Below are 20,231 nucleotides of genomic sequence, written 5' to 3'. Positions count from 1 at the left end.
CAGCGAGGTCAGTCACAGGCCGAGGTGAACGTGACCCCGTTCGGCGCCGGGATCATCCCGGGGGTGAAGCTGAAGACGCCGTCGCCGTCCTGGCCGGGGGCGGTGCGGATGTCGGCGGTCACGATGACCTGCTCCTGGGGCTTGAGCGCGACCGGGAGGAACGCCACCTGGCGGCCGTGGTGCAGGTCCGCGGTCGCCGAGTTCGGCTTGCCGTTCACGGTCAGGCCGACGATCTCCCCGCCGTACGGGGCGTAGAAGCGCAGGTTGAACGCGATCGTCCCCTTGGGCGCGTAGGCACCGGTCCCGGTGATGAACTCGGAGAGCCGCTGGTAGTCCTTCGGCATCGTGGAGACGAAGGAGACCGAGGCCCGCAGGTCCTGGGCACCGTGCCGGCGGCAGTCGACCGCGGAGACCGAGCTGCGGTACTGCAGGTAGTAGTCCATCTTCCCGGCGGTCGAGTCGTTGATGTACATCCCGACCTGGGGCGTCCTCCCCGACTTCCCGCCGAGAGCACCGCCGACCGCGGTCCCGGCCAGGCGGGACTCCTCGTCATCGCGGTCCGACCACAGCTGCACCCGGTGCTGGTTGGTCGCGTTGGCGAGCCCGGTGATGGCGAGCTGCTGGTTGCCCTGGCCGGTGGTGACCGCGTCGAAGATCTTCCGGGCGACGTTCTCGAAGAAGGTGTCCTGAGCGGCGGCGTCCTGGATCGACTGGTAGGTCTGGTTCAGCAGCACCGGCACCACGTTGCTCGCGGTCAGCACCACGCCGTGGCCGGCGTTGATCGGCCCGGTGCCCTGCATCAGACCGGCCAGGGCGAGCGGGTCGACCGAGACCACGCCGTCGACGTGGATCTTCAGCTTCTGGGCCAGCATCGCCTTGGCGATCTGGGCGGCCTGGGGGAAGTCCGGGGTGAAGTTGATGTCGCGGAAGTCGGTGGCCATCGTCGGCCCGTACTGCTGGAGGGTGTCCTTGGGAAGCGTCACCACGGGCCCGCTGAACGGGTTCACGTCCCCGGCGGAGCCCTGCCACCCCATGGTGATCCGGCCCTTGTCCGCGTGCAGGACCGCCAGCGATCCGGGCAGACCTCCGGTGGCGCGCAGCTCGGCGGGGTTCTGGATGATGAGCAGGTAGTCGCGCGGCTGGTCGGCGCCGAGCATCTGCGGCATCAGGTCGAAGGCCGTGGCGGTCGCGGTCGAGGCGGACCGGGCGCGTTCGACCTCGTCCTTGAGGTCACCGACGAGGTCGTTGAACGGGAAGACCAGCTTGCCGCTGCGGATCCCGTCGAGGTCGCGGCTGGCCTTCTCGATCGAGGCGGCGGCGCGATTCACCTTCGGCGTCAGCTTCTGGATCTCGGTCAGGTTGAGCTGGCCCTTGTCCGGTCGGAACACCCCGGCGTCGACAGCCCGGCTGAGCTCGAGCGCGATCGGCGCGTTCACCTGGGTGGCGGTGTCCAGCACCTCGGAGACGGTCTGCACCGCGCCCACGTTCCGACCGAAGTACGGGATGTGCTTGCCGAGGTCCCAGAGCAGGCCGTCGGTCGAGTCGTGCGCCTTGCTGGTGTTCGAGCGCAGCTCGGCCAGCGCTCGGTTGGCTCCGTCGAAGTCGCCCGCCTTGATCCGCTTCTGCACGGTCTCGGCGTGGGTGCGGGCGTCGAGGAGCGCTCGCGATGCCGTCCAGGCCTGCCAGGCGAAGATCCCGACGATGAAGAACCCGATCAGGCTCAGCCCCACAACCACGTGACGGCGCGACAGCTTGAACCCAGGCGAGATCACCACGGGGGAAGACTAGGCGGTCTGACCAGGAAGCTCGACTTCCTCCGCGTTGCGTCGCGCGACGGTCACGGCGGTGGCACCCGCGAGCAGCAGCACCAGGCCGCTGAGCAGCACGATTCGGTCCGGGCCGGCAGGGGTCGGCTGGCTCGCGCCGACCTGCTGGGTCGTGGTCGACCGGGACTTCGCATCAGCCTTCGCATCGGCGGAGGTCGCCAAGCCCACGCTCACGAGCAGCGCGACAATAGCCACAAGCAAGACATACCCGTACTTTTTCATGCTTCGGTCTCCCAGAACGACGCCATGAATCCCAAAGGCTCCCCCCGGATCCTTTGGCACGATCACTCGGCTCAACGAGAAACCTGACGCGAGGTTACGTATCCGAGGGTCCCGACCTCGGGCTGAGACGCGTTTGGCTCCTTCACAGGTCGATAGGGCAGGGTGGACCCGATTCCGCGCGCGCTCTGCGCCTCGTTCGACATTCGGAGAAACCATGAAGAAGGCCCTTCCGGCTGCCCTCGGTGTCCTTGTCCTGCTCCTCGCGACCGCCTGCGGCGGCGTGAAGCTCACCAAGACGGAGCAGAAGATCTCCAAGACGATCGCCACGGCGATCTCCAAGCCGGACGACGCGCTGTTGTCCAAGAAGGACGCGACCTGCGTCGCGGACAAGTTCGTCGGGGACGTGGGCGAGAAGAAGCTGAAGTCCGCCAAGGCGGTCGCCGCTGACGACAGCTACAACACCAACGGCGCGAACGTCGACAAGAAGACGTCGAACGCGTTCTCGAAGGCGCTGCTCGACTGCATCAACGAGAAGGACGCCCTCAAGGCCTACGACAAGACCGTCACCACGGCGTTCGAGAAGTCGACCACCGGCGTGCTGGACGACAGCGACGTCACGTGCTTCGCGAGCAAGTTCGTCAAGACTGCCGGGGTGCAGCGGCTGCTCTCCTCCCAGGTGATCACCGACACCGGTGAGTTCAACACCGCGGGCGCCGACCTCGACGCGAAGACCTCCGGCAACTACGCGGACGCGTTCCTCGGCTGCGTCGACTACCAGAAGGTCCAGGCCCAGCAGGTCGCCAAGAGCGACAAGACGATCGACGCCGCCAAGCTCGAGGCGTGCTTCAAGCGGACGATGCCGATCTCCGACATCAAGAAGCTGATCGTGGCCAACCAGACCCAGTCCTCCGACGCGACCGCGCTGAACGCGGCCAGCGACAAGAAGGCCTCGGCCTGCGCGAAGTCCTCGAAGAAGTAGTCGCCCCGGGGCGCTAGCTCGCGACCACGGCGACCACCCTGGCGCGCACCAGAGGTTCGGCCCAGGCCGACTCGGTGCGCGCCAGGCGGTACGCCGACCAGAGCAGCATCGGCACCGCGACCAGGAACGGCACCAGCCAGGTGCTCGCGATCGCGGTCGCCGAGAACACCAGCCCGACGACCGTGGTCTTCACGGCCAGACGGGCCGAGTAGCCGGCCATCACCACCGGCGGTGCGGGCGTCGCCCGGGCGCTGCGCATGTCCGAGGCGTAGGGCCGGGTCACCGACCAGCGCATCGAGGTCGCCACCACCTGGGCGGCCACCACCACCAGGGCCGCGAGCACCGAGACCAGCTCGGCCGCCGTCGGGCGACCCGCGCGGAACGCCGCCAGTGCGATCGTGATCAGGCCCGTCACGAGCAGCACCTCGAAGAGCACGACCACCTTGGCCAGGTAGGAGATCCGTGGCGAGGTCGGCAGGCTGTCGCGCCAGAGCGCGCCGCGACCGTCCAGGCACCAGGCGTTGACCCCGAACAGCAGCGCGCCGCCAGAAGCCACCAAGCCCGGCAGGATCGTGACGAGGTCCCAGGTCAGCGCACCGCCCAGGGCCACCACCCCGGGCATCATCCCGAGCACGAGCAGGCCGCGGCGCAGCGGAACCGAGCGCCAGACCGAGGCCCGGTCCAGCCGGACCATCGCGACCAGGTCCGAGCGCGGGTTCGGCGGAGGTTCGTGGTGGCCGGACTCCAGTCGCAGCTCCTCCCGCTGCGGGCGCTGCAGGGCCCACCGCGCCGGCAGCAGCCCGATCAGCACGGCGGCGGCGATCATCGCCAGTAGAACCGCGACGTACGCACTCCACCGTCCCCAGTCGGCACCACCGCCGTAGCTGGCAGCCAGGTAGATGCGCACCGTCGGGCTGTGGTCGAGCACGTTGGTCAGCGTGTGGGTCAGGACCAGGGCGAGGACGCCGGCCCCGAAAGCGGTCGTGATGCCCCGCGCGACCCAGGTCCCGTGCGGGCCGCGACGGATGCCCTCGAAGGCCCACCCGACGACCTGACCCACCGCGGTGGAGAGCACGATCCAGAGCAGGACCGGCGTCACCTGGGCGGGGAGGTAGTGCGGTCCGAAGATGTAGGTCGTGCTGCCGAGCAGCGCCCAGGCCTGGATCAGCCAGGCGACGTTGAGCGGGGCGAGCAGCAGGGCGCCGAGGTGCTCGGTGACCGTCGAGACCGGGTAGGCGACGGCCTGGTCGCGCGGGACGAGCTCGCGCCCACCGCCGGAGCTGACCGCCGCGAGCACGGAGAGCACGAGGAAGCCGAGGTAGAAGGTCGGCATGATCGCGACCAGGTCGCCGACGTTGCGCCCCAGCGGCTCCTTCAGGTACGCCGGCAGCGCAATCGCCGCGACGGTGAGCGTGATGACGAGGCCGCCGCCGATCCGCAGCCGCTTGCGCGAGACCGGGGTCAGGCCGCTGCGACGGAACGCCAGCAGGGCGCGCAGGTCCTCGGCGCCGCGGCGGAGCTCAGTCCAGGAGTGCTCGGTAGGCACGAGCGCCGTCCTCCCCGACCAGGTCCTCGGACCCGAGTGCCGCGACCGCCGAGCCGCCGCGCAGGACCAGGGCGTCCTCGCAGGCCTCCATCGCCAGGTCGCGCAGGTGGGTGGAGACGAGCACGGCGGCACCGCGGTCCTTCGCGTCCGAGATCACCCGCTGGGTGGCCTCGACCCCGAGCGGGTCGACGCCATCGAACGGCTCGTCGAGCAGCAGCACCGACGGCTCGTGGAAGGCAGCCAGCACCACCGAGAGCCGACGACCCATGCCGTGGCTGAACCCGCCGGTGACCCGGTGCGCCGCGGCGCCGAGGTCGAAGCGTTCGAGCAGGTCCTGGGCGCGCAGCTCCCAGCCCTGCATCCGGCGCAACCGGGCGGCCAGCTGGAGGTGCTCCCACGGCGTCGCCCGCGGGACCAGCCCGCCGACGTCCGGGCAGAAGCCGGTGGAGCGCTTCACGGTCAGCGGGTCGTGGCGGACGTCGACACCGTCGACGACCACCTCCCCCTCGGTCGGCGGGATCACGCCGGCGAGCACCCGCATCGTGGTCGACTTGCCGGCCCCGTTGCGCCCGAGGAGGGCGGTCGCGCGTCCGGCGTACGCCGAGATGTCGATCCCGCGCACGGCCTCCACCGAGCCGAAGCGCACCCACAGCCCGCGGATGTGGATGCGCTCGATCTCGTTCCCCCCTGAGCTGCTCACCCAGGCATTCTCCAAGACTCGTCCTGACCGCGGCGAAGAATGCCCGAAATGACCGAAGCCCCCGACCAGACCAGTCGGGGGCTTCGGCTCAGGTGTCGATCAGGCGGGGAAGGTGCCGCCGCTCTCCGCGACCGCGACCAGGCTGGTCGGCGGCTCGAAGCGCTCGCCGTACTTCGCGGCGAGCTCGCGGGCCCGGGCGACGAAGCCGGCCGGGCCACGGCCCGCCTCGCCCTCGAAGCCGTTGATGTACTGGATCGCGCCACCCTTGACCGCCGGGAAGCCGATGCCGAAGATCGAGCCGATGTTGGCCTCGGCGGCGGAGTGCAGCACACCCTCGTCGAAGCACTTGACGGTCTCGATGGCCTCGACGACCAGCTGGCGGTCCTGGATGTCCTCGAGCGGGATCTGCTCGGCAGCGACCGGGAACGCCTCGGCCAGCCCGGGCCACAGGCCGGTCCGGTTGCCGTTCTCGTCGTACTCGTAGAAGCCCTTGCCGACGAGCTTGCTGGAGCGACCCAGCTCGATCATCTTGTCGATGACGACCTCCGACGGGTGCGCCACCCAGGTGCCGCCGTCGCGCTCGGTCGCCTCGATCGACGCCTTGCGGATCTTGTACATCAGTTCCATGTTCAGCTCGTCGCTGATCTGCAGCGGGCCGACCGGGTAGCCGGCCATGGTGGTCGCCCGGTCGATGCTCATCGGGTGCACGCCCTCGGCGAGCATCGAGATGCCCTCGTTGATCTGGGTGCCGATGACGCGCGAGGTGTAGAAGCCGCGGCTGTCGCTGACGACGATCGGCGTCTTCTTGATGAGCTGGACGATGTCGATCGCCTTGGCGGTCGTCTCGTCGGTGGTCTCCGCACCGCGGATGATCTCCACCAGCGGCATCTTGTCGACCGGCGAGAAGAAGTGCAGACCGATGAAGTCGGCCGGACGGTCGACACCGGCGGCCAGCTCGGTGATCGGCAGCGTCGAGGTGTTCGAGCACAGCAGCGCGTCGCTGTTGATGTGCTCGGCGATCTCGGCGAAGACCTTGTTCTTCAGCGCAGGGTCCTCGAAGACGGCCTCGATGACCAGGTCGCAGCCCTTGGCGTCGGCCGGGTTGTCGGTCGCCAGGATCCGGCCGAGCAGCTCGTCCGACTTCTCCTGGGTGAGCTTGCCGCGGGACACGGCCTTCTCGTTCAGCTTGGCCGTGTAGGACTTGCCCTTCTCGGCCGCCTCGAGCGAGACGTCCTTGAGCACGACCTCCAGGCCGGCCCGGGCGCAGACGTAGGCGATGCCCGCGCCCATCATCCCGGCGCCCAGCACGATCACCTTGGTCGGCTGGAACTTCTCCACGCCCTGCGGACGCAGCGCGCCCGAGTTGATCTGCTGCAGGTCGAAGAAGAACGCCTGGATCATGTTCTTCGCGGTCTGACCGACGACGAGCGAGGCGAAGTAGCGCGACTCGATGGTGGCCGCGTTGTCGAAGTCGACCTGGGCGCCCTCGACGGCCGCCGCCATGATCGCCTCGGGAGCCGGCATCCGGACGCCCTTGAGCTGCTTGCGCAGGGTGGCCGGGAAGGCAGGCAGCATGCCGGCCAGCGAGGGGCTCGACGGGGTGCCACCGGGCATCTTGTAACCCGGGCGGTCCCACGGCTGGCTCTTGGCCTCGTCGTTGTCCTTGTTGTCCAGGACCCACTTCTTCGCGGCGTCGACGAGCTGGTCGGCCGGGACGATCTCGTGGATCAGGCCCTTGGCCAGCGCGGCGGCCGGCTGGTACCGGGTGCCCTGGAGGAGGACGTCGAGCAGCGCGGACTGGATGCCGAGCAGACGCACGGTGCGGGTGACACCGCCACCGCCGGGCAGCAGGCCGAGGGTGGCCTCCGGCAGACCGATCTCGAGGCGGGTGTCCGCCGCGATCCGGTGGTTGAACGCCAGCGCGATCTCGAGGCCACCGCCGAGGGCGGCGCCGTTGATCGCGGCGACGGTCGGAACGCCGAGGAGCTCGATGCGGCGCAGCTGGGCCTTGACGGCCTGGCCCTTCTCGAAGATCTCGTCGGCCTGGTCCGGACCGACCTTGATCAGGTCGCTCAGGTTGCCGCCGGCGAAGAAGGTCTTCTTCGCGGAGGTGATCACCACACCGGTGATCGAGTCCTTCTCGGCCTCGAGCCGGGTGACGGCCTCGTCCATCGAACGGCCGTACAGCTCGTTCATGGTGTTCGCGCTGGCGGTCGGGTCGTCCAGCGTCAGGACGACGATGCCGTCGGCGTCCTTCTCGTACTTCACAGCGGATTCAGACATGCGTATTCCTTGAAGACTCGGAGTGGGGAGCTCAGACGAGCTCGACGATGGTGGCGATGCCCATGCCGCCGCCGACGCAGAGCGTGGCCAGGCCGCGCTTCTGGTCGCGACGCTCGAGCTCGTCGATCAGGGTGCCGAGGATCATCGCGCCGGTCGCGCCGAGCGGGTGACCCATGGCGATCGCGCCGCCGTTGACGTTGGTGATCTCGTCGGAGATGCCCATGTCGCGCATGAACCGCATCGCGACCGCGGCGAACGCCTCGTTGATCTCGAACAGGTCGATGTCCTCGACCTCCAGACCGGCCTTGGCCAGCGCCTTGCGGGCAGCCGGAGCCGGACCGGTGAGCATGATCGTCGGGTCGGCGCCGGAGACGGCGGCGGAGATGATCCGGGCCCGCGGGGCCAGACCGAGGTCCTTGCCGACCTGCTCGGTGCCGATCGCGACCAGGGCCGCACCGTCGACGATGCCGGAGCTGTTGCCGGCGTGGTGGACGTGGTTGATCTTCTCCACCCAGTGGTACTTCTGCAGCGCGACGTCGTCGAAGCCGAGGTCACCGTGCATCTGGAAGGACGGCTTCAGTCCGGCGAGCTTCTCCGGCGTGGTGCCCGGCTTGATGAACTCGTCCCGGCCGAGCACGGTCAGGCCGTTGAGGTCCTTGACCGGCACGACGGACTTGTCGAAGTAGCCGTTGGCCTGGGCCTTGGCGGCCCGGTCCTGCGACTGCGAGGCGTAGGTGTCGACGTCCTCGCGGCTCCAGCCCTCGAGGGTGGCGATCAGGTCGGCGCCGATGCCCTGGGGGACGAAGGAGGTCTGGAACGCAGTGTGCGGGTCGGCCGCCCAGGCGCCACCGTCGGAGCCCATCGCGACGCGGGACATCGACTCGACACCACCGGCGAGGATCAGGTCCTCGAAGCCGGAGCGGACCCGGCCGGCGGCCTGGTTGACGGCCTCCAGGCCGGAGGCGCAGAAGCGGTTGAGCTGGACGCCGGCGACGGTCTCGGGCAGACCCGCGGCGAGCGCGGCGGTCTTGGCGATGTCGCCGCCCTGGTCACCGATCGGGGAGACGACACCGAGGACGACGTCGTCGACGCGGTTCGGGTCCAGGTTCGGGTTGCGCTCCTGGATCGCGTCGATCAGACCGACGACCAGGTCGACGGGCTTCGTCGCGTGCAGCGATCCGTCCTTCTTGCCCTTGCCGCGCGGCGTGCGGATGGCGTCGTACACAAAAGCTTCGGGTTGTGCCATGACCGTCCCAACTCAATGTCGAAGTGAAGGCGCGCAGGGAAGGAGCGCCTCAGCCATTGTGACAGTAATACTGTCAAGGTCAATGGCCGGGTGCCTGTGGTCCACGTCACGGACGGAGCGGCTCCTCCCCAGGGCCCGCAGGTCGGTACCTGCGGACGAGGTACACGGTGCGCCTGCTGGGAAGACTGGGACTCGTGAGCACTCGTGGAAGCCTGACCCGGCGCGGTCGGATCGTCGTTGGCACCGCCGTTCTGCTGCTGCTCGCCGGCTCGGTGGTGATCTTCACCCGGATGCTCAGCGGGCCGGCGTGCACGGTCACCGCGGGCGGACGGACGGTCGACCTCAGCAGCGACCAGGCCGAGGCCGTGACCACCGCGCTGGCGCCGCAGGTGCGCCCGAGCGGCCCCGCGGCGAAGACCCTCGTGCACCGGGCCGCACCCGGTCTCGCCCCCGACGACGCGGCCCTGGTCGCGAAGGCCGTCACCGGCCGGCTGCACGCGGCACTCTCCTGCCGCAGCGGCGGAGCCGGTACGTCGGAGCCGGACACCCTCGACAGCCGTGGCCTGACAGCCCGGGCCGAGCGGGTCCGGCAGGACGTGCTGAAGCGGTTCGGGGACCTCCCGCTCGGCGGCTACGCCCCGGGCGGCGTGCACACCGGGCACATGCCGGGGTCGGCCCACTACGAGGGCCGCGCCGTCGACACGTTCTTCCGCCCGATCACCGCGGCGAACAAGAACCGCGGCTGGCAGCTCGCGCAGTACCTCGTCGCGAACGCGTCCCGGCTGGCCATCGAGACGGTGATCTTCGACGACCGGATCTGGACGGCCTCACGGGGACGCGACGGCTGGCGGCACTACGTCGTGCCCGACCCGCAGAACGCGCACAACGCTGCGGAGCGCGCGATCCTCGAGCACCGCGACCACGTGCACTACGACGTGACCGACTGACGCCTGGTCAGGCGGCGGCGAGCTTCTTGTCGTTCGCAGCGCGACGGTCGGCCAGCTCGATCATCCGGCGCACCTTCGGACCGCCGGTGGTCAGCTTGTAGAGCTTGACCAGCTGGGTCGGCAGGTTCTTCGCGTTGGTCTCGTCGAGCCAGCCGTTCGGCAGCGAGAGCCGCACGATCTTGTGCCACGCCGAGTACACCTGCTGGGGGAACGGGGCCGTGTGGTAGTTCAGGCCGTACTTCTCGAAGAGCGCCTGCACCTGCGGAGCGATCTCGGCGTACCGGTTGCTGTTCAGGTCGGGGAACAGGTGGTGCTCGATCTGGAAGCTCAGGTTGCCGGTCATCATGTGGATCGCCGGGCCGCCGGAGATGTTGGCCGAGCCGAGCATCTGGCGCAGGTACCACTCGCCGCGGGTCTCACCGTCGATCGACTTCTTCTCGAAGGTCTCGACCCCCTCGGGGAAGTGACCGCACATGATCACCGAGTGGCTCCACAGGTTGCGGACCACGTTGGCGGTGAAGTTCGCGGCCAGGGTCGGCAGGAACGAGCCGGTCGGCAGCGAGAGCGCCGGGTGCACCAGGTAGTCCTTGGTCGCCTGCTTGCGGATCTTGGCCAGCACGCCCTTGACGTTGGCCTGGAACTCCTCGCTGCGGTTCTCCTTCTTGATCTTCAGGTTCTTGCCGAGCTCCAGGTCGTAGGCAGCGATGCCGTACTCGAAGAAGCAGGCGTTGATGAAGTTCCAGAACGGCTGGGCCAGGAAGAACGGGTGCCAGCGCTGCTCCTCGTCGACCCGCATGATCCCGTAGCCGAGGTCGTTGTCCTTGCCGACGACGTTCGTGTAGGTGTGGTGCAGCTCGTTGTGCGAGTGCTGCCACTGCTTGGCGGGCGTCGCCATGTCCCACTCCCAGGTGGTGGAGTGGATCTTCGGGTCGCGCATCCAGTCCCACTGGCCGTGCAGGATGTTGTGCCCGATCTCCATGTTCTCCAGGATCTTCGCGACGCTCAGGCCGGCGGTGCCGAGCAGCCAGGCCGGCGGGAAGATCGAGAACAGCAGCACCGCGCGGCTGCCCGCCTCGAGACCGCGCTGGGTCTTGATGACGTTGCGGATGTACTTCGCGTCGGCCTCGCCGCGCACGTCGAGCACGGACTGGCGGATGGCGTCGAGCTCGATGCCGAGCTGCTCGATGTCCTCGGGCGTCAGGTGCGCGGTCGGGTCGACGTTCTTCTTCTGGATGGTGGTCATCTCGTGGCCTATCGCTCGATGTGGCAGGCGCCGGCTGCGGCGCTGATGCAGGTCTGGATCGGTACGCCGCCGGCGGCGGAGCTGATCGGGTCGACGGTGGTGATCGCGCCGTTGCGCAGGTCGCGCACGGCGCCTTCCTTCAGGGGGACGACGCAGCCGAAGCAGACGCCCATCCGGCAGCCGCTCGGCATCAGCGCGCCGGCGGCCTCGGCCACGTCGAGCAGCGGCGTCGCACCGTCCGCCTCGACGGTGCGGCCGTCGGCCAGTGTCAGGGTTCCGCCCTCACCCGCCTCGACGAACCCGGCGCGGAACTGCTCGGTGAACAGCGGTAGGCCGGCCGCCTCGTGGTGCGCGGTGAGCGCGTCCAGCAGACCGCTCGGCCCGCACGCGTAGGTGGTGCGCTCGGCGAGGTCGGGCACCAGCGAGGAGAGCTCCGCGACGTCGAGGACGCCGTGCACGTCGTCGTACCGGGGGACCAGGCGGACGGCGCCGTGGGCATCGAGCTCGCGCAGGTTGTCGAGGAAGATCGAGTCCGGCTCGCTCGGCGCGACGTGCACCACCACGATGTCGAGGTCGGCGCTGCGCGGCAGGTCCACGACGCCGGAGTCCGTCACCGGGAAGAGGTTGCGCAGCATCCCGATGACCGGCGTGACCCCCGACCCGGCCGTGACGAAGAGGAGCTTGGTCTCGACGAGCTCACCCCGCGAGGACGGGAGCACGAAGTCCCCGGCCGCCTGCTCCAGGTGCACCAGCGTCCCGGGCTTCGCGGCGTGCACCAAGTGGTTCGACACCTTGCCGTCCGGCACGGCCTTGACCGTGATCGAGATGCAGCCGTCGGCCCGCGGTCCGTGGGTGAGCGAGTACGCCCGCCACTCGCGGACACCGTCCACGTCGATACCGATCCGCAGGTACTGGCCCGGCACGTGACCGGCCCAGTCGACGCCGGGCCGCAGCACGATGGTCGCCGCGTCCCGGGTCTCCGGGTGCACCGAGACGATCCGACCGCGCAGGTCGGTGCCGCGGCGCAGCGGAGCGATCAGGTCGAGGTAGTCGGCCGGCATCAACGGCGTGGTGGCCGCCTCGGCGAGCTGCACCAGGCGACCGCGCAGGGTGGCGCGGTCCTCGCTCGGGCGCAGGAGTGTGTCGGTCATGGTGCAAGCATGACGTCCGCACGGATCAAACTCATGACCTGGCCAAGTGAATCTAGCGCTCTCTTTTGTTCGTAGCGTATAAAGAAGTCATGAGCGACCGCTCTCAGATGGCGTTACGGCTACCTCCCGATGTCGCCGCGGTGATGCGCACCGACATCGCCCAGGTCGCCGAGCAGGTGATCGCCGCGGTGATCAGCGAGGTGCCCAGCTACCGGGACCCGTTCCGCGGGCAGATGGGCCGCAACATCGAGATCGCGGTGAAGACCGCCCTGGACGGATTCCTCGACCTGGCCAGCCGCCGGGAGGGCATCGACGCCGGCGAGCAGATCGAGGCGGTGCTCGAGGCGGCCTACGCACTCGGCCGTGGCGAGGCTCGCAGCGGTCGGACCATGGACGCGCTCGCCCAGGCCTACCGGGTCGGGGCCCGGGTCGCCTGGCGCGAGATGAGCACCTCGGCGGTCTCGGCCGGACTGTCCGCCCCGATGCTGGCCCGACTCGCCGAGCTGGTCTTCGCCTACATCGACGAGCTCTCCGACGCCAGCGTCAGCGGTCATGCCGACGAGCTCGCGACCTCGGGCCGGCTCCGTCAGCGGCGGCTCGACCGGCTCACGGTCCGGCTCCTCGACGGCGCGCCGGAGGAGGAGCTGGTCTCCGCAGCCGAGCGGGCCGACTGGAATCCGCCGACGCGGCTGGCGGCCCTCGTCGCCCCCGAGGCACGGATCCGGGGCGCGCGTGCCCAGCTCGACAGCCGCAGCCTGTATCTGGCCGACGAGGTGGACGAGCTCGACTCGGGTTGGAACGTCGTGCTGGTCCCGATGCCCACCGACCGGGCCCGCGCCGCGGTCCTGCGCGCCGCGGCGGACACCGAGGCGATCGTCGGGCCGGCGGTTCCGTGGACGTCCGTCCGTACGTCGTACCTGCGCGCCCTGCACGCCTACCGGCTGAGCCTGTTCGGCGACACCGACCAGCACCTCGCGGACCTCGTGGTCACGGCGGCGCCGGACGCCCGGGCGGACCTCCGGACGCGCGTCCTCGCACCGTTGGACGCCGTCCGGCCAGCTGCCCAGGAGAAGCTCGAGCAGACCCTGCGGGCATGGTTGCTGCACCAGGGCCGGCGCGACGAGGTCGCCGCGGCGTTGTTCGTGCACCCGCAGACCGTGCGCTACCGGGTCGGCCAGCTCCGCGACCTGTACGGCGACCGGCTGACCGATCCCGAATTCGTCCGCGACGCGGTGATCGCGCTGGCCTGAGCCGGTCCGGGCTAGATCTGGACGGCGGCGCCCGAACCGATGAGCGCGTCGACGTTGTCGATGCCCCAGGCAGCCAGCGCCTCGCGGGTGTGCTCCCCGGCCCCTCCGGCCGGCGGCAGGCCCAGGGTCGCGCCGGTCCGGGAGAACCGCGGCGCCGGTGCCGGCTGCATCCGGCCGTGGTGCTTCACGAAGACCTCGCGGCTCTTCATGTGCGGGTGCTCGAACGCCTCGGTGAGCGGGATGATCGGCGCCACGCAGGCGTCGGTGCCGTCGAAGACGGCGCACCACTCGGCCTGGGTCTTCTCGGCGAACTTCGCCGTGAACACCGCGCGGAGCTCGTCGACCTTGGCGAAGTCGAACCGGTCGGGAGCCGTGTCCCGCACCCCGAGCAGGTCGATCAGGATCTCGTAGAACTGCGGTTCCAGCGAGCCGACCGACATGTGCTTGCCGTCGGCGGTCTCGTAGATGTCGTAGTACGGCGCACCGCCGTCCAGCAGGTTCGCGGCGCGCTCCTCCCGGTAGTTGCCGCCCTCGAGGAAGGCAGCGGTCATCGCGTTGAGGTGCGCGGTGCCGTCGACGATGGCGGCGTCGACGACCTGGCCCTGGCCGCTGACCCGGGCCTCGAGCAGCGCCGCGAGGATGCCGACGACGAGGTACATCGAGCCGCCGCCGAAGTCGCCGACGAGATTGGTCGGGAACTGGGGACGGTCCTTGGTCTGGCCGAGACCGAACAACGTCCCGGTGATCGCGATGTAGTTCATGTCGTGACCGGCGGCCTGCGACCACTCACCGGTCTGGCCCCAGCCAGTCATCCGGCCGTAGACGAGGCGCGGGTTGCGCGCGAAGCAGTCGTCCGGGCCGAGGCCCATCCGCTCGGTGACTCCGGGGCGCATGCCCTCGACGAGCACGTCCGCGTCCTCGACGAGCTGGAGCACGGTCTCGACCGCGGCCGGGTCCTTGAGGTTCAGCGCGACGCTGGGCCGGCCGCGGTTCAGGAAGTCGTGGCTGCCGCCGGTGAGCATCTGGCCGCCCGGGCGCTCGACCCGGATGACGTCAGCGCCGAGGTCGGCGAGCAGCGTGCAGGCGTGCGGGCTCGGGCCGATGCCCGCGATCTCGACGACCTTGATGCCCTTGAGCGGGCCGGTGCCCTGTCCCAGTTCGATAGCCATGCTGGGGATCATGACAGATTTACTGTCACGGTTGCGATCCGCCCATGAACCGGACCGATCACGCCTAGCATCACGCCGGTGAGGTCTCGGAACCGCCTGATCGGGCTCGCCGCCTTCTGCGTCGTGAGTGTGCTCGTCGCCGTGGGGGTCGTCTACGTCAAGTTCCGCCCGCCGGAACGTGACGCCAGCGGCTCCGTCGTCCGGGCTGGTCGGGCTCTGGTGCACGACCTCCGGGTCGGGGACTGCATCACCGACCCGTTCGTCTTCGGCGCGAAGAACACCGCCGTGCACGCCGTGCCGTGCACGCACGAGCACTCCTCGGAGGTCTACCTGCTCACCCGGATCCCGCAACCGGTCGGCGTTCCCTACCCCGGCGTCGGCGGGGTCAACGATCTGGCGCGGACCGCGTGCGGTGTCCACGACCTGCCGCCGGCGACGGCGACCTACCAGCGCTGGTTCGTGCGCCCGGAGGAGAAGGCCTGGAACAAGGGCGACCGGCGCGTGGTCTGCCTCCTGGCGGCGACGTCGCCGCAGAAACTCTCCTTCACCCGCTGAGGGCTGCCCCGAACATCTAGCATCGCCGCGTGAGCCAGCCGCCGGTCGACCCGCCGCCCCCGTACGGGCACCAGTGGCCGGCGCCTCCTCCACCGCCGCCGCCGTGGCAGTACCCGCCCTGGCCACCGGCGGGGTCCCCGTACGAGCAGCCGAAGTCCGGCACGAACGGTTTCACGATCGCCGCACTCGTCTTCGGCATCATCCCGATCTGCTTCCTCGGCATCATCTTCGGGATCGTCGGCCTGGTGCAGGCCTCCAAGTCCGGCGAGAAGGGCAAGGGGCTCGCGATCGCCGGGATCGTGCTGAACGTCGTCTGGCTGATCGGTGGGTTCACCGTCGCGCTGATCAGCTCGAGCGACGGCAGCGATGTGAGCCAGCCGAGCCCGAGCCGACACGCGAGCTTCGGGCTCAAGGTCGGCCAGTGCGTCAACGGACTGGTGGGCGAGCTGAAGGCGGAATCCATCGAACCGGTCGCCTGTGCCCTGGCGCACGAGGGCGAGGTCTTCGCCGTGATCGACCTGCCCAGCGGCCGCTACCCCGGTATCACCCAGGTCAGGAAGCGCGCCGACACCGACTGCTTCCGGCGCCTCGAGGAGGACCACCCGCAGGCCTACGACGACAAACGGGTGAGCGTCGACTACGTCTACCCGTCCCAACGCTCGTGGGACCACGGGGACCGTGAGCTGACCTGCCTCGTCGAGTACGACACCCGGCGGGCCGGCTCGATCGACGACGCCTACCTCACCGGCGGCTGACCCGAACAGGTCCGCAACGAGGTGGGGTGGACTTAGCATCGCGGGGTGACCCAGCCTCCCGAGGACCCGACGCCGCCGCCTCCCGGTGACCAGACCCCGCCGCCGTCGTACGAGCAGCAGTGGCCCGTGCAGCCCGCACCGGGTGCACCCTGGCCGCAGTACGGCTCGCCCTACGAGCAGCCGCAGGCGCCGAAGTCGGGGACAAACGGGTTCGCGATCGCCGCACTGATCTTCGGCATCATCCCGATCTGCTTCCTCGGCCTGATCTTCGGCATCGTCGCGCTCGTGCAGACCGGCAAGTCCGGCCAGAAGGGCAAGGGGCTCGCGATCGCCGGCATCGTGCTGAACGTGATCTGGCTGGTCGCCGGCGTCACCATCGCCGTCGTGAGCAGCCTGGACAACGCCGACCGCGACTCGACCGGCACCATCACCAAGAGCGGCAAGGTCTCGGTCTTCGACCTCAAGGTCGGCGACTGCTTCAACGGACTCGACAACGTGAAGATGGGCGACACCATCTTCACGCTGGACGGCGTCCCGTGCAGCAAGCTCCACCAGGGCGAGGTCTACGCCGAGGCGCCCATCAACGAGGCCTCGTACCCGGGCCCTGAGAGCCTGCAGCGCAGCGGCGAGACTCCGTGCAAGGACAAGCTCCAGCAGGTGGCTCCGAAGCACTACGCCAACCGCGACGTCGGGGTCATCTGGATCTACCCCGAGAAGGACGCCTGGAGCAGGGGTGACCACCACTACTCCTGCATCGCCATCAGCGTCGGCCGGAGCACCGGCTCGATCACGGACTGACGTCAGGCGCGGGCGACCACGATCCGCGGCGGCTGCGCCAGCGACTGCCCGACCACGCAGTAGCGCTCGGTCGCGGTCGCGAGCCGTTCCAGCGCGGTGTCGTCGGCGTCGCTGTCCACGGTGAACGACACCACCACGTCCTGGACCCCGACCGGGACGGACCGGTCCAGGCCGAGCGTTCCGCGGGCGTCGAACGCCCCGGTCACCGCACCACTCACCGAGCGGAGCTCGAGACCCATCGACGTGGCGACCGAGTGCAGCGTCACGCCGGCGCAGGCGAGCAGCGCCTCGAGCAGCATGTCACCGGAGCAGGCGTCGGAGCCGTCGCCGCCGGTTGCCCGGTGCAGGCCGGCACGACTCGTGCCCGCGAACTGCTCGACGTCGAACGTGACCCCGGGGGAGCCGATCCGACCCGAGGCGTTCAGCGGGGTCAGCGCGCTGGCCGGGTCGTCCCGGTAGCGCTCCTTCAGCGGCGCCTGCAGGGCGCGCAGCTCGGCAGCATCCATGGCGCGACGCTACTCCCGGCGGACCTGCCGTGCTGGGATGGACCGGTGATCAGCCTTCGACCCCTCGAGATGTCCGATGTCCCCGAGCTGACCGACCTGATGCAGGCGAACCGCGAGTTCCTGGAGCCCTGGGAACCGGTTCGGCCGCCGGAGTACTTCACCGAGCCTGCCGTGCGGGCCGTCACCGCCGGGCTGGTGGACGCCCGGAACGCCGGTCTGACGATGCCGTTCGTGATCGACGACGACGGCTCCATCGCGGGGCGCACCACCCTGAACAACATCGTCCGCGGACCGTTCCAGTCGGCGTCGATCGGTTACTGGGTCGACGGTGCCCGCGGGGGTCGCGGCATCGCGTCGGAGGCGTGCCGGTTGATCGTGGAGTACGCCTTCGGTGAGTTCGGCCTGCACCGCGTCGAGGCAGGCACGCTCGTCGACAACCTGCGCTCGCAGAAGGTGCTCGCCAACAACGGCTTCGAGCAGTTCGGGATGGCGCCGCGGTACCTGCAGATCGCCGGGCAGTGGCAGGACCACCTGCTGTTCCAGCGGATCAATCAGTCCTACTAGAGCACCCGGCGCAAGAACTCACGGGTGCGCTCCTGGGTCGGGTCGACCAGCACCTGCTCCGGTGGGCCCTGCTCGAGGATCCGGCCCTGGTCGAGGAAGCAGACCTTCGTCGCCACCTCGCGGGCGAAACCCATCTCGTGCGTGGCGAGCAGCATCGTCATCCCGGCCTCGGCCTCGCTGCGGACGATGTCGAGCACCTCGCCGACGAGCTCAGGGTCGAGCGCCGCGGTGATCTCGTCGAGGAGCAGCACGTCGGGCTGGGTGCACAGCGCCCGGACCAGCGCGACCCGCTGCTGCTGACCACCGGAGAGCTGGTCGGGGTAGGCGTTCTCCTTGTCACCGAGGCCGAACCGGGCCAGCAGCGTGCGGGCGAGCTCGGCGGCCTCCGCCTTGGAGATCCCGGAGACCTTCACCGGCGCGAGCGAGCAGTTCTGGAGCACGCTCAGGTGCGGGAACAGGTTGTAGGCCTGGAAGACCATCCCGATCCGACGGCGCACGGCGCGTACGTCGACCAACGGATCGGAGATCTCGGTGCCGTCCAGCACGATGGTGCCGTCCTGGATCTGCTCGAGCAGGTTGAGACACCGCAGCAGCGTGGACTTCCCGGAACCCGAGGACCCGATGAGGCAGACCACGTCGTGCTGCGCGACGTCGAGGTCGATCCCGGAGAGCACGACCTTGTCCCCGTACGCCTTGCGCAGGCCGCGGATCTCCAGGAGGCTCATCGGCCACGCTCCCGGACCAGGGCGCGGTGGCCGAGCCAGTCGGTCAACCGTGCCAGCGGGATCGTCAGCGCCAGGAAGAACAGGCCGCTGACGAGCAGCGGTGTGTAGTTGAAGTTGTAGTTGCCGTAGTCCGAGGCTGCGAGCAGCGTCTCGGCCACACCGACCGAGGCGACCAACGAGGTGTCCTTCTGCAACGACACGAAGTCGTTGAGCAGCGGCGGACCGACCCGGCGGATCGCCTGCGGGAGCACCACGTACCGGGTCGTCTGCCCGCGGCTCAGGGCGAGCGCCTCAGCACTGGCGATCTGCGAGGGGTGGATCGAGTCGATACCGGATCGGATCACCTCGGCGACGTACGCGCCGTAGCAGAGGACGAGCGCCACGGTGCCGAGGACCGTCAGCGACGTGGGCACGCCGGTCAGGTTGAGCGCCGGGATACCGAGGCAGGCGACGAACACGACGAGCAGCGTCGGCAGCCCGCGGAAGACGTCGGTGTAGGCAACGGCGAGCAGGCGCGCCGGCGTGAGCCACGGGGTGACCGAGTTCCGCGTGACCGCGACCAGCACCCCGATCGCCAGGATGATCGGCTCCGCGATCACGAACATCTTGATGTTCGTCCAGAAGCCCTTCGCGACATCAGGGAAGGCAGCCTTCGCGTGGTGCCAGGAGAGAAAGGTCTGCTGGAACCGGTCCCAGCCGGGCGAGGTGATCGTGACGAGCACGAGCACCGCGAGCGCAACGACCGTGATGACCAGGGCGAGCAGGCGTCGCCGGCGGGCCAGCGCCCGCCGGAGCGCCTGTCGCTGGAGCTCGCGCGGGCTCGGCGTCCAGTCCGAGGTGCTCGCGGTCACTGAAGAACGGGGACGTTGACCGTGTCGGAGAGCCACTGCTTCTCGATGCCGGCCAGGGTGCCGTCATCCTTCAGCTTCTTTAGCGCCTGGTTGACGCAGCCGACCAGTCCGCTGCCCTTCTGGAAGAGCATTCCGAACTGCTCCTGCTGACCGGCCTCCGGCTGGAACTGCCCGAGGATCGAGGAGCCCTCGATCTCAGCAGCCGTGATGTAGAAGGCGGTGGGCAGGTCCGCCACGATCGCGTCGACCTGGCCGTTGAGCAGCGCCTGCTTGGCGACGTTCGTGTTCGTGAACACCAGCGGGTCGGCGTCCGGCTTGATCTGGTCCCGGATCGCGGTGAGGCTGGTGGTGCCGGTCTGGGCGCCGAGCTTCAGCTTCTTCAGGTCGGCCAACGAACCGGCCTTCACGTTCTCCTTGTCGAGCACGATCACGGCCTGGGCCGCGGAGTAGTAGCCGTCGGAGAAGTCGACGACCTTCGCTCGGGCCGGAGTGATCGAGATCTGGTTGATGTCGAAGTCGAACTTCTTGGCGCCCGGCGCGTAGGAGTTGTTGAACGGCACCTTCACCCAGCTGACGTCGCTCTTGGCGAACCCGAGCTCATCGGCAACCGCGTAGGCCACAGCGGACTCGTAGCCCTTGCCGTTCGTCGGGTCGTTGTCGGAGAACCAAGGGTCGTACGCCGGGGAGTCGGTGCCGATTGTCAGCTTGCCGGCGGTGTGCAGCGGCAGGTCCGCGACCGCGCACTTCGAGGGCGCGGCGGAACCGGTGGTGTCGTCCTTCTTCTCACCACAACCAGCGGTGAAGGCGAGGACGAGCGGGAGGACGGCAAGGGCTACAGGGCGCAGACGCATGGCGGCATCGTAGGACCGGCGACCCTCCAGGACCAATGTCGACCGGACAACTGGACTATCCCGC

Annotated in this window: 20 protein-coding genes; 7 read left to right on the top strand and 13 right to left on the bottom strand. The window is 69.4% G+C overall.

Annotated features, from left to right (window positions below; translation table 11 throughout):
* Positions 1-8 precede the first annotated feature (8 nt).
* The gene (locus tag EFL95_RS18890; RefSeq protein ID WP_123235663.1) at positions 9-1,775 is read right to left on the bottom strand and encodes a DUF4012 domain-containing protein; all 1,767 of its coding nucleotides are present in this window, start codon (positions 1,773-1,775) and stop codon (positions 9-11) included.
* Positions 1,776-1,784: 9 nt separating this feature from the next.
* Entirely contained in the window at positions 1,785-2,000 is a 216-nt protein-coding gene (locus tag EFL95_RS18885) for a hypothetical protein (RefSeq protein ID WP_148045114.1), read from the bottom strand.
* Between the two features lie 262 nt (positions 2,001-2,262).
* On the opposite strand from EFL95_RS18885, the gene EFL95_RS18880 reads away from it, so the two are divergent.
* On the top strand, positions 2,263-3,027 hold the full coding sequence (locus tag EFL95_RS18880) for a hypothetical protein (protein ID WP_123235661.1): 765 nt from the start codon (positions 2,263-2,265) through the stop codon (positions 3,025-3,027).
* A gap of 13 nt (positions 3,028-3,040) precedes the next feature.
* On the opposite strand, the gene EFL95_RS18875 is transcribed toward EFL95_RS18880, so the two are convergent.
* The 4 genes from EFL95_RS18875 to EFL95_RS18860 all read right to left on the bottom strand — a co-directional run bounded on the left by EFL95_RS18875 (position 3,041) and on the right by EFL95_RS18860 (position 8,802).
* On the bottom strand, positions 3,041-4,573 hold the full coding sequence (locus EFL95_RS18875) for a hypothetical protein (RefSeq protein ID WP_123235660.1): 1,533 nt from the start codon (positions 4,571-4,573) through the stop codon (positions 3,041-3,043).
* A complete protein-coding gene (locus tag EFL95_RS18870; protein WP_123235722.1) occupies positions 4,548-5,273 on the bottom strand; it encodes an ABC transporter ATP-binding protein in 726 nt (241 codons plus the stop codon). Before EFL95_RS18870 ends, EFL95_RS18875 begins: the two co-directional genes overlap by 26 nt.
* Positions 5,274-5,372: 99 nt before the next feature.
* Entirely contained in the window at positions 5,373-7,556 is a 2,184-nt protein-coding gene (locus tag EFL95_RS18865) for a 3-hydroxyacyl-CoA dehydrogenase NAD-binding domain-containing protein (RefSeq protein WP_123235659.1), read from the bottom strand.
* Between the two features lie 31 nt (positions 7,557-7,587).
* Entirely contained in the window at positions 7,588-8,802 is a 1,215-nt protein-coding gene (locus EFL95_RS18860) for an acetyl-CoA C-acetyltransferase (RefSeq protein ID WP_123235658.1), read from the bottom strand.
* Positions 8,803-8,996: 194 nt separating this feature from the next.
* On the opposite strand from EFL95_RS18860, the gene EFL95_RS18855 reads away from it, so the two are divergent.
* Positions 8,997-9,749 (top strand): VldE C-terminal domain-containing protein, encoded by a 753-nt coding sequence (locus EFL95_RS18855; RefSeq protein WP_123235657.1) that lies wholly within the window; start codon positions 8,997-8,999, stop codon positions 9,747-9,749.
* A gap of 7 nt (positions 9,750-9,756) precedes the next feature.
* Here EFL95_RS18855 and EFL95_RS18850 read toward each other — a convergent pair whose 3' ends face one another.
* Positions 9,757-10,992, bottom strand: coding sequence for a fatty acid desaturase family protein (locus EFL95_RS18850; RefSeq protein ID WP_123235656.1), 1,236 nt, complete (start codon positions 10,990-10,992; stop codon positions 9,757-9,759).
* A gap of 8 nt (positions 10,993-11,000) precedes the next feature.
* Entirely contained in the window at positions 11,001-12,143 is a 1,143-nt protein-coding gene (locus EFL95_RS18845; RefSeq protein ID WP_123235655.1) for a ferredoxin reductase, read from the bottom strand.
* Positions 12,144-12,232: 89 nt separating this feature from the next.
* Here EFL95_RS18845 and EFL95_RS18840 point away from each other — a divergent pair, with 89 nt between their 5' ends.
* Positions 12,233-13,393 carry a PucR-like N-terminal domain-containing protein gene (locus EFL95_RS18840; protein WP_123235654.1) on the top strand — a complete coding sequence of 387 codons (1,161 nt, stop codon included), beginning with the start codon at positions 12,233-12,235 and terminating at the stop codon, positions 13,391-13,393.
* 11 nt (positions 13,394-13,404) lie between these two features.
* Here EFL95_RS18840 and EFL95_RS18835 read toward each other — a convergent pair whose 3' ends face one another.
* A complete protein-coding gene (locus tag EFL95_RS18835) occupies positions 13,405-14,562 on the bottom strand; it encodes a CaiB/BaiF CoA transferase family protein (RefSeq protein WP_123235653.1) in 1,158 nt (385 codons plus the stop codon).
* Positions 14,563-14,640: 78 nt separating this feature from the next.
* Here EFL95_RS18835 and EFL95_RS18830 point away from each other — a divergent pair, with 78 nt between their 5' ends.
* Genes EFL95_RS18830 through EFL95_RS18820 form a run of 3 tightly spaced genes read left to right on the top strand, consistent with a single transcriptional unit; the run spans position 14,641 to position 16,670 of the window.
* A complete protein-coding gene (locus EFL95_RS18830) occupies positions 14,641-15,117 on the top strand; it encodes a septum formation family protein (RefSeq protein ID WP_183407270.1) in 477 nt (158 codons plus the stop codon).
* A gap of 29 nt (positions 15,118-15,146) precedes the next feature.
* Positions 15,147-15,872, top strand: coding sequence for a DUF4190 domain-containing protein (locus EFL95_RS18825; RefSeq protein WP_123235651.1), 726 nt, complete (start codon positions 15,147-15,149; stop codon positions 15,870-15,872).
* A 45-nt stretch (positions 15,873-15,917) separates the two neighbouring features.
* Positions 15,918-16,670, top strand: a complete 753-nt coding sequence (locus EFL95_RS18820) for a DUF4190 domain-containing protein (RefSeq protein ID WP_123235650.1) — start codon at positions 15,918-15,920, stop codon at positions 16,668-16,670.
* Between the two features lie 2 nt (positions 16,671-16,672).
* Here EFL95_RS18820 and EFL95_RS18815 read toward each other — a convergent pair whose 3' ends face one another.
* A complete protein-coding gene (locus EFL95_RS18815) occupies positions 16,673-17,176 on the bottom strand; it encodes an OsmC family protein (RefSeq protein ID WP_123235649.1) in 504 nt (167 codons plus the stop codon).
* Between the two features lie 45 nt (positions 17,177-17,221).
* On the opposite strand from EFL95_RS18815, the gene EFL95_RS18810 reads away from it, so the two are divergent.
* The gene (locus EFL95_RS18810) at positions 17,222-17,740 is read left to right on the top strand and encodes a GNAT family N-acetyltransferase (protein WP_281272240.1); all 519 of its coding nucleotides are present in this window, start codon (positions 17,222-17,224) and stop codon (positions 17,738-17,740) included.
* Here EFL95_RS18810 and EFL95_RS18805 read toward each other — a convergent pair.
* Genes EFL95_RS18805 through EFL95_RS18795 form a run of 3 tightly spaced genes read right to left on the bottom strand, consistent with a single transcriptional unit; the run spans position 17,737 to position 20,167 of the window.
* Positions 17,737-18,465, bottom strand: a complete 729-nt coding sequence (locus EFL95_RS18805; RefSeq protein WP_123235647.1) for an amino acid ABC transporter ATP-binding protein — start codon at positions 18,463-18,465, stop codon at positions 17,737-17,739. The genes EFL95_RS18810 and EFL95_RS18805 overlap by 4 nt on opposite strands.
* The gene (locus tag EFL95_RS18800) at positions 18,462-19,316 is read right to left on the bottom strand and encodes an amino acid ABC transporter permease (RefSeq protein ID WP_123235646.1); all 855 of its coding nucleotides are present in this window, start codon (positions 19,314-19,316) and stop codon (positions 18,462-18,464) included. Before EFL95_RS18800 ends, EFL95_RS18805 begins: the two co-directional genes overlap by 4 nt.
* Complete coding sequence (locus tag EFL95_RS18795; RefSeq protein WP_123235645.1) at positions 19,313-20,167, bottom strand: ABC transporter substrate-binding protein; 855 nt, start codon at positions 20,165-20,167, stop codon at positions 19,313-19,315. Before EFL95_RS18795 ends, EFL95_RS18800 begins: the two co-directional genes overlap by 4 nt.
* Positions 20,168-20,231: the final 64 nt, after the last annotated feature.

Source organism: Nocardioides marmorisolisilvae (assembly GCF_003725775.1).
Taxonomy (GTDB): domain Bacteria; phylum Actinomycetota; class Actinomycetes; order Propionibacteriales; family Nocardioidaceae; genus Marmoricola; species Marmoricola marmorisolisilvae.
Note: the sequence above shows the minus strand (reverse complement) of the source record. Positions and strands in the feature narration are given on the sequence as shown.

Excerpts from the sequence above, each read along its gene's own strand:
- EFL95_RS18880 (WP_123235661.1), top strand. The coding sequence starts at position 2,263 with ATGAAGAAGGCCCTTCCGGCTGCCCTCGGTGTCCTTGTCCTGCTCCTC.
- EFL95_RS18795 (WP_123235645.1), bottom strand. The coding sequence starts at position 20,167 with ATGCGTCTGCGCCCTGTAGCCCTTGCCGTCCTCCCGCTCGTCCTCGCC.
- EFL95_RS18815 (WP_123235649.1), bottom strand. The coding sequence starts at position 17,176 with ATGGATGCTGCCGAGCTGCGCGCCCTGCAGGCGCCGCTGAAGGAGCGC.
- EFL95_RS18850 (WP_123235656.1), bottom strand. The coding sequence starts at position 10,992 with ATGACCACCATCCAGAAGAAGAACGTCGACCCGACCGCGCACCTGACG.
- EFL95_RS18860 (WP_123235658.1), bottom strand. The coding sequence starts at position 8,802 with ATGGCACAACCCGAAGCTTTTGTGTACGACGCCATCCGCACGCCGCGC.
- EFL95_RS18865 (WP_123235659.1), bottom strand. The coding sequence starts at position 7,556 with ATGTCTGAATCCGCTGTGAAGTACGAGAAGGACGCCGACGGCATCGTC.
- EFL95_RS18835 (WP_123235653.1), bottom strand. The coding sequence starts at position 14,562 with ATGGCTATCGAACTGGGACAGGGCACCGGCCCGCTCAAGGGCATCAAG.
- EFL95_RS18805 (WP_123235647.1), bottom strand. The coding sequence starts at position 18,465 with ATGAGCCTCCTGGAGATCCGCGGCCTGCGCAAGGCGTACGGGGACAAG.
- EFL95_RS18840 (WP_123235654.1), top strand. The coding sequence starts at position 12,233 with ATGAGCGACCGCTCTCAGATGGCGTTACGGCTACCTCCCGATGTCGCC.
- EFL95_RS18845 (WP_123235655.1), bottom strand. The coding sequence starts at position 12,143 with ATGACCGACACACTCCTGCGCCCGAGCGAGGACCGCGCCACCCTGCGC.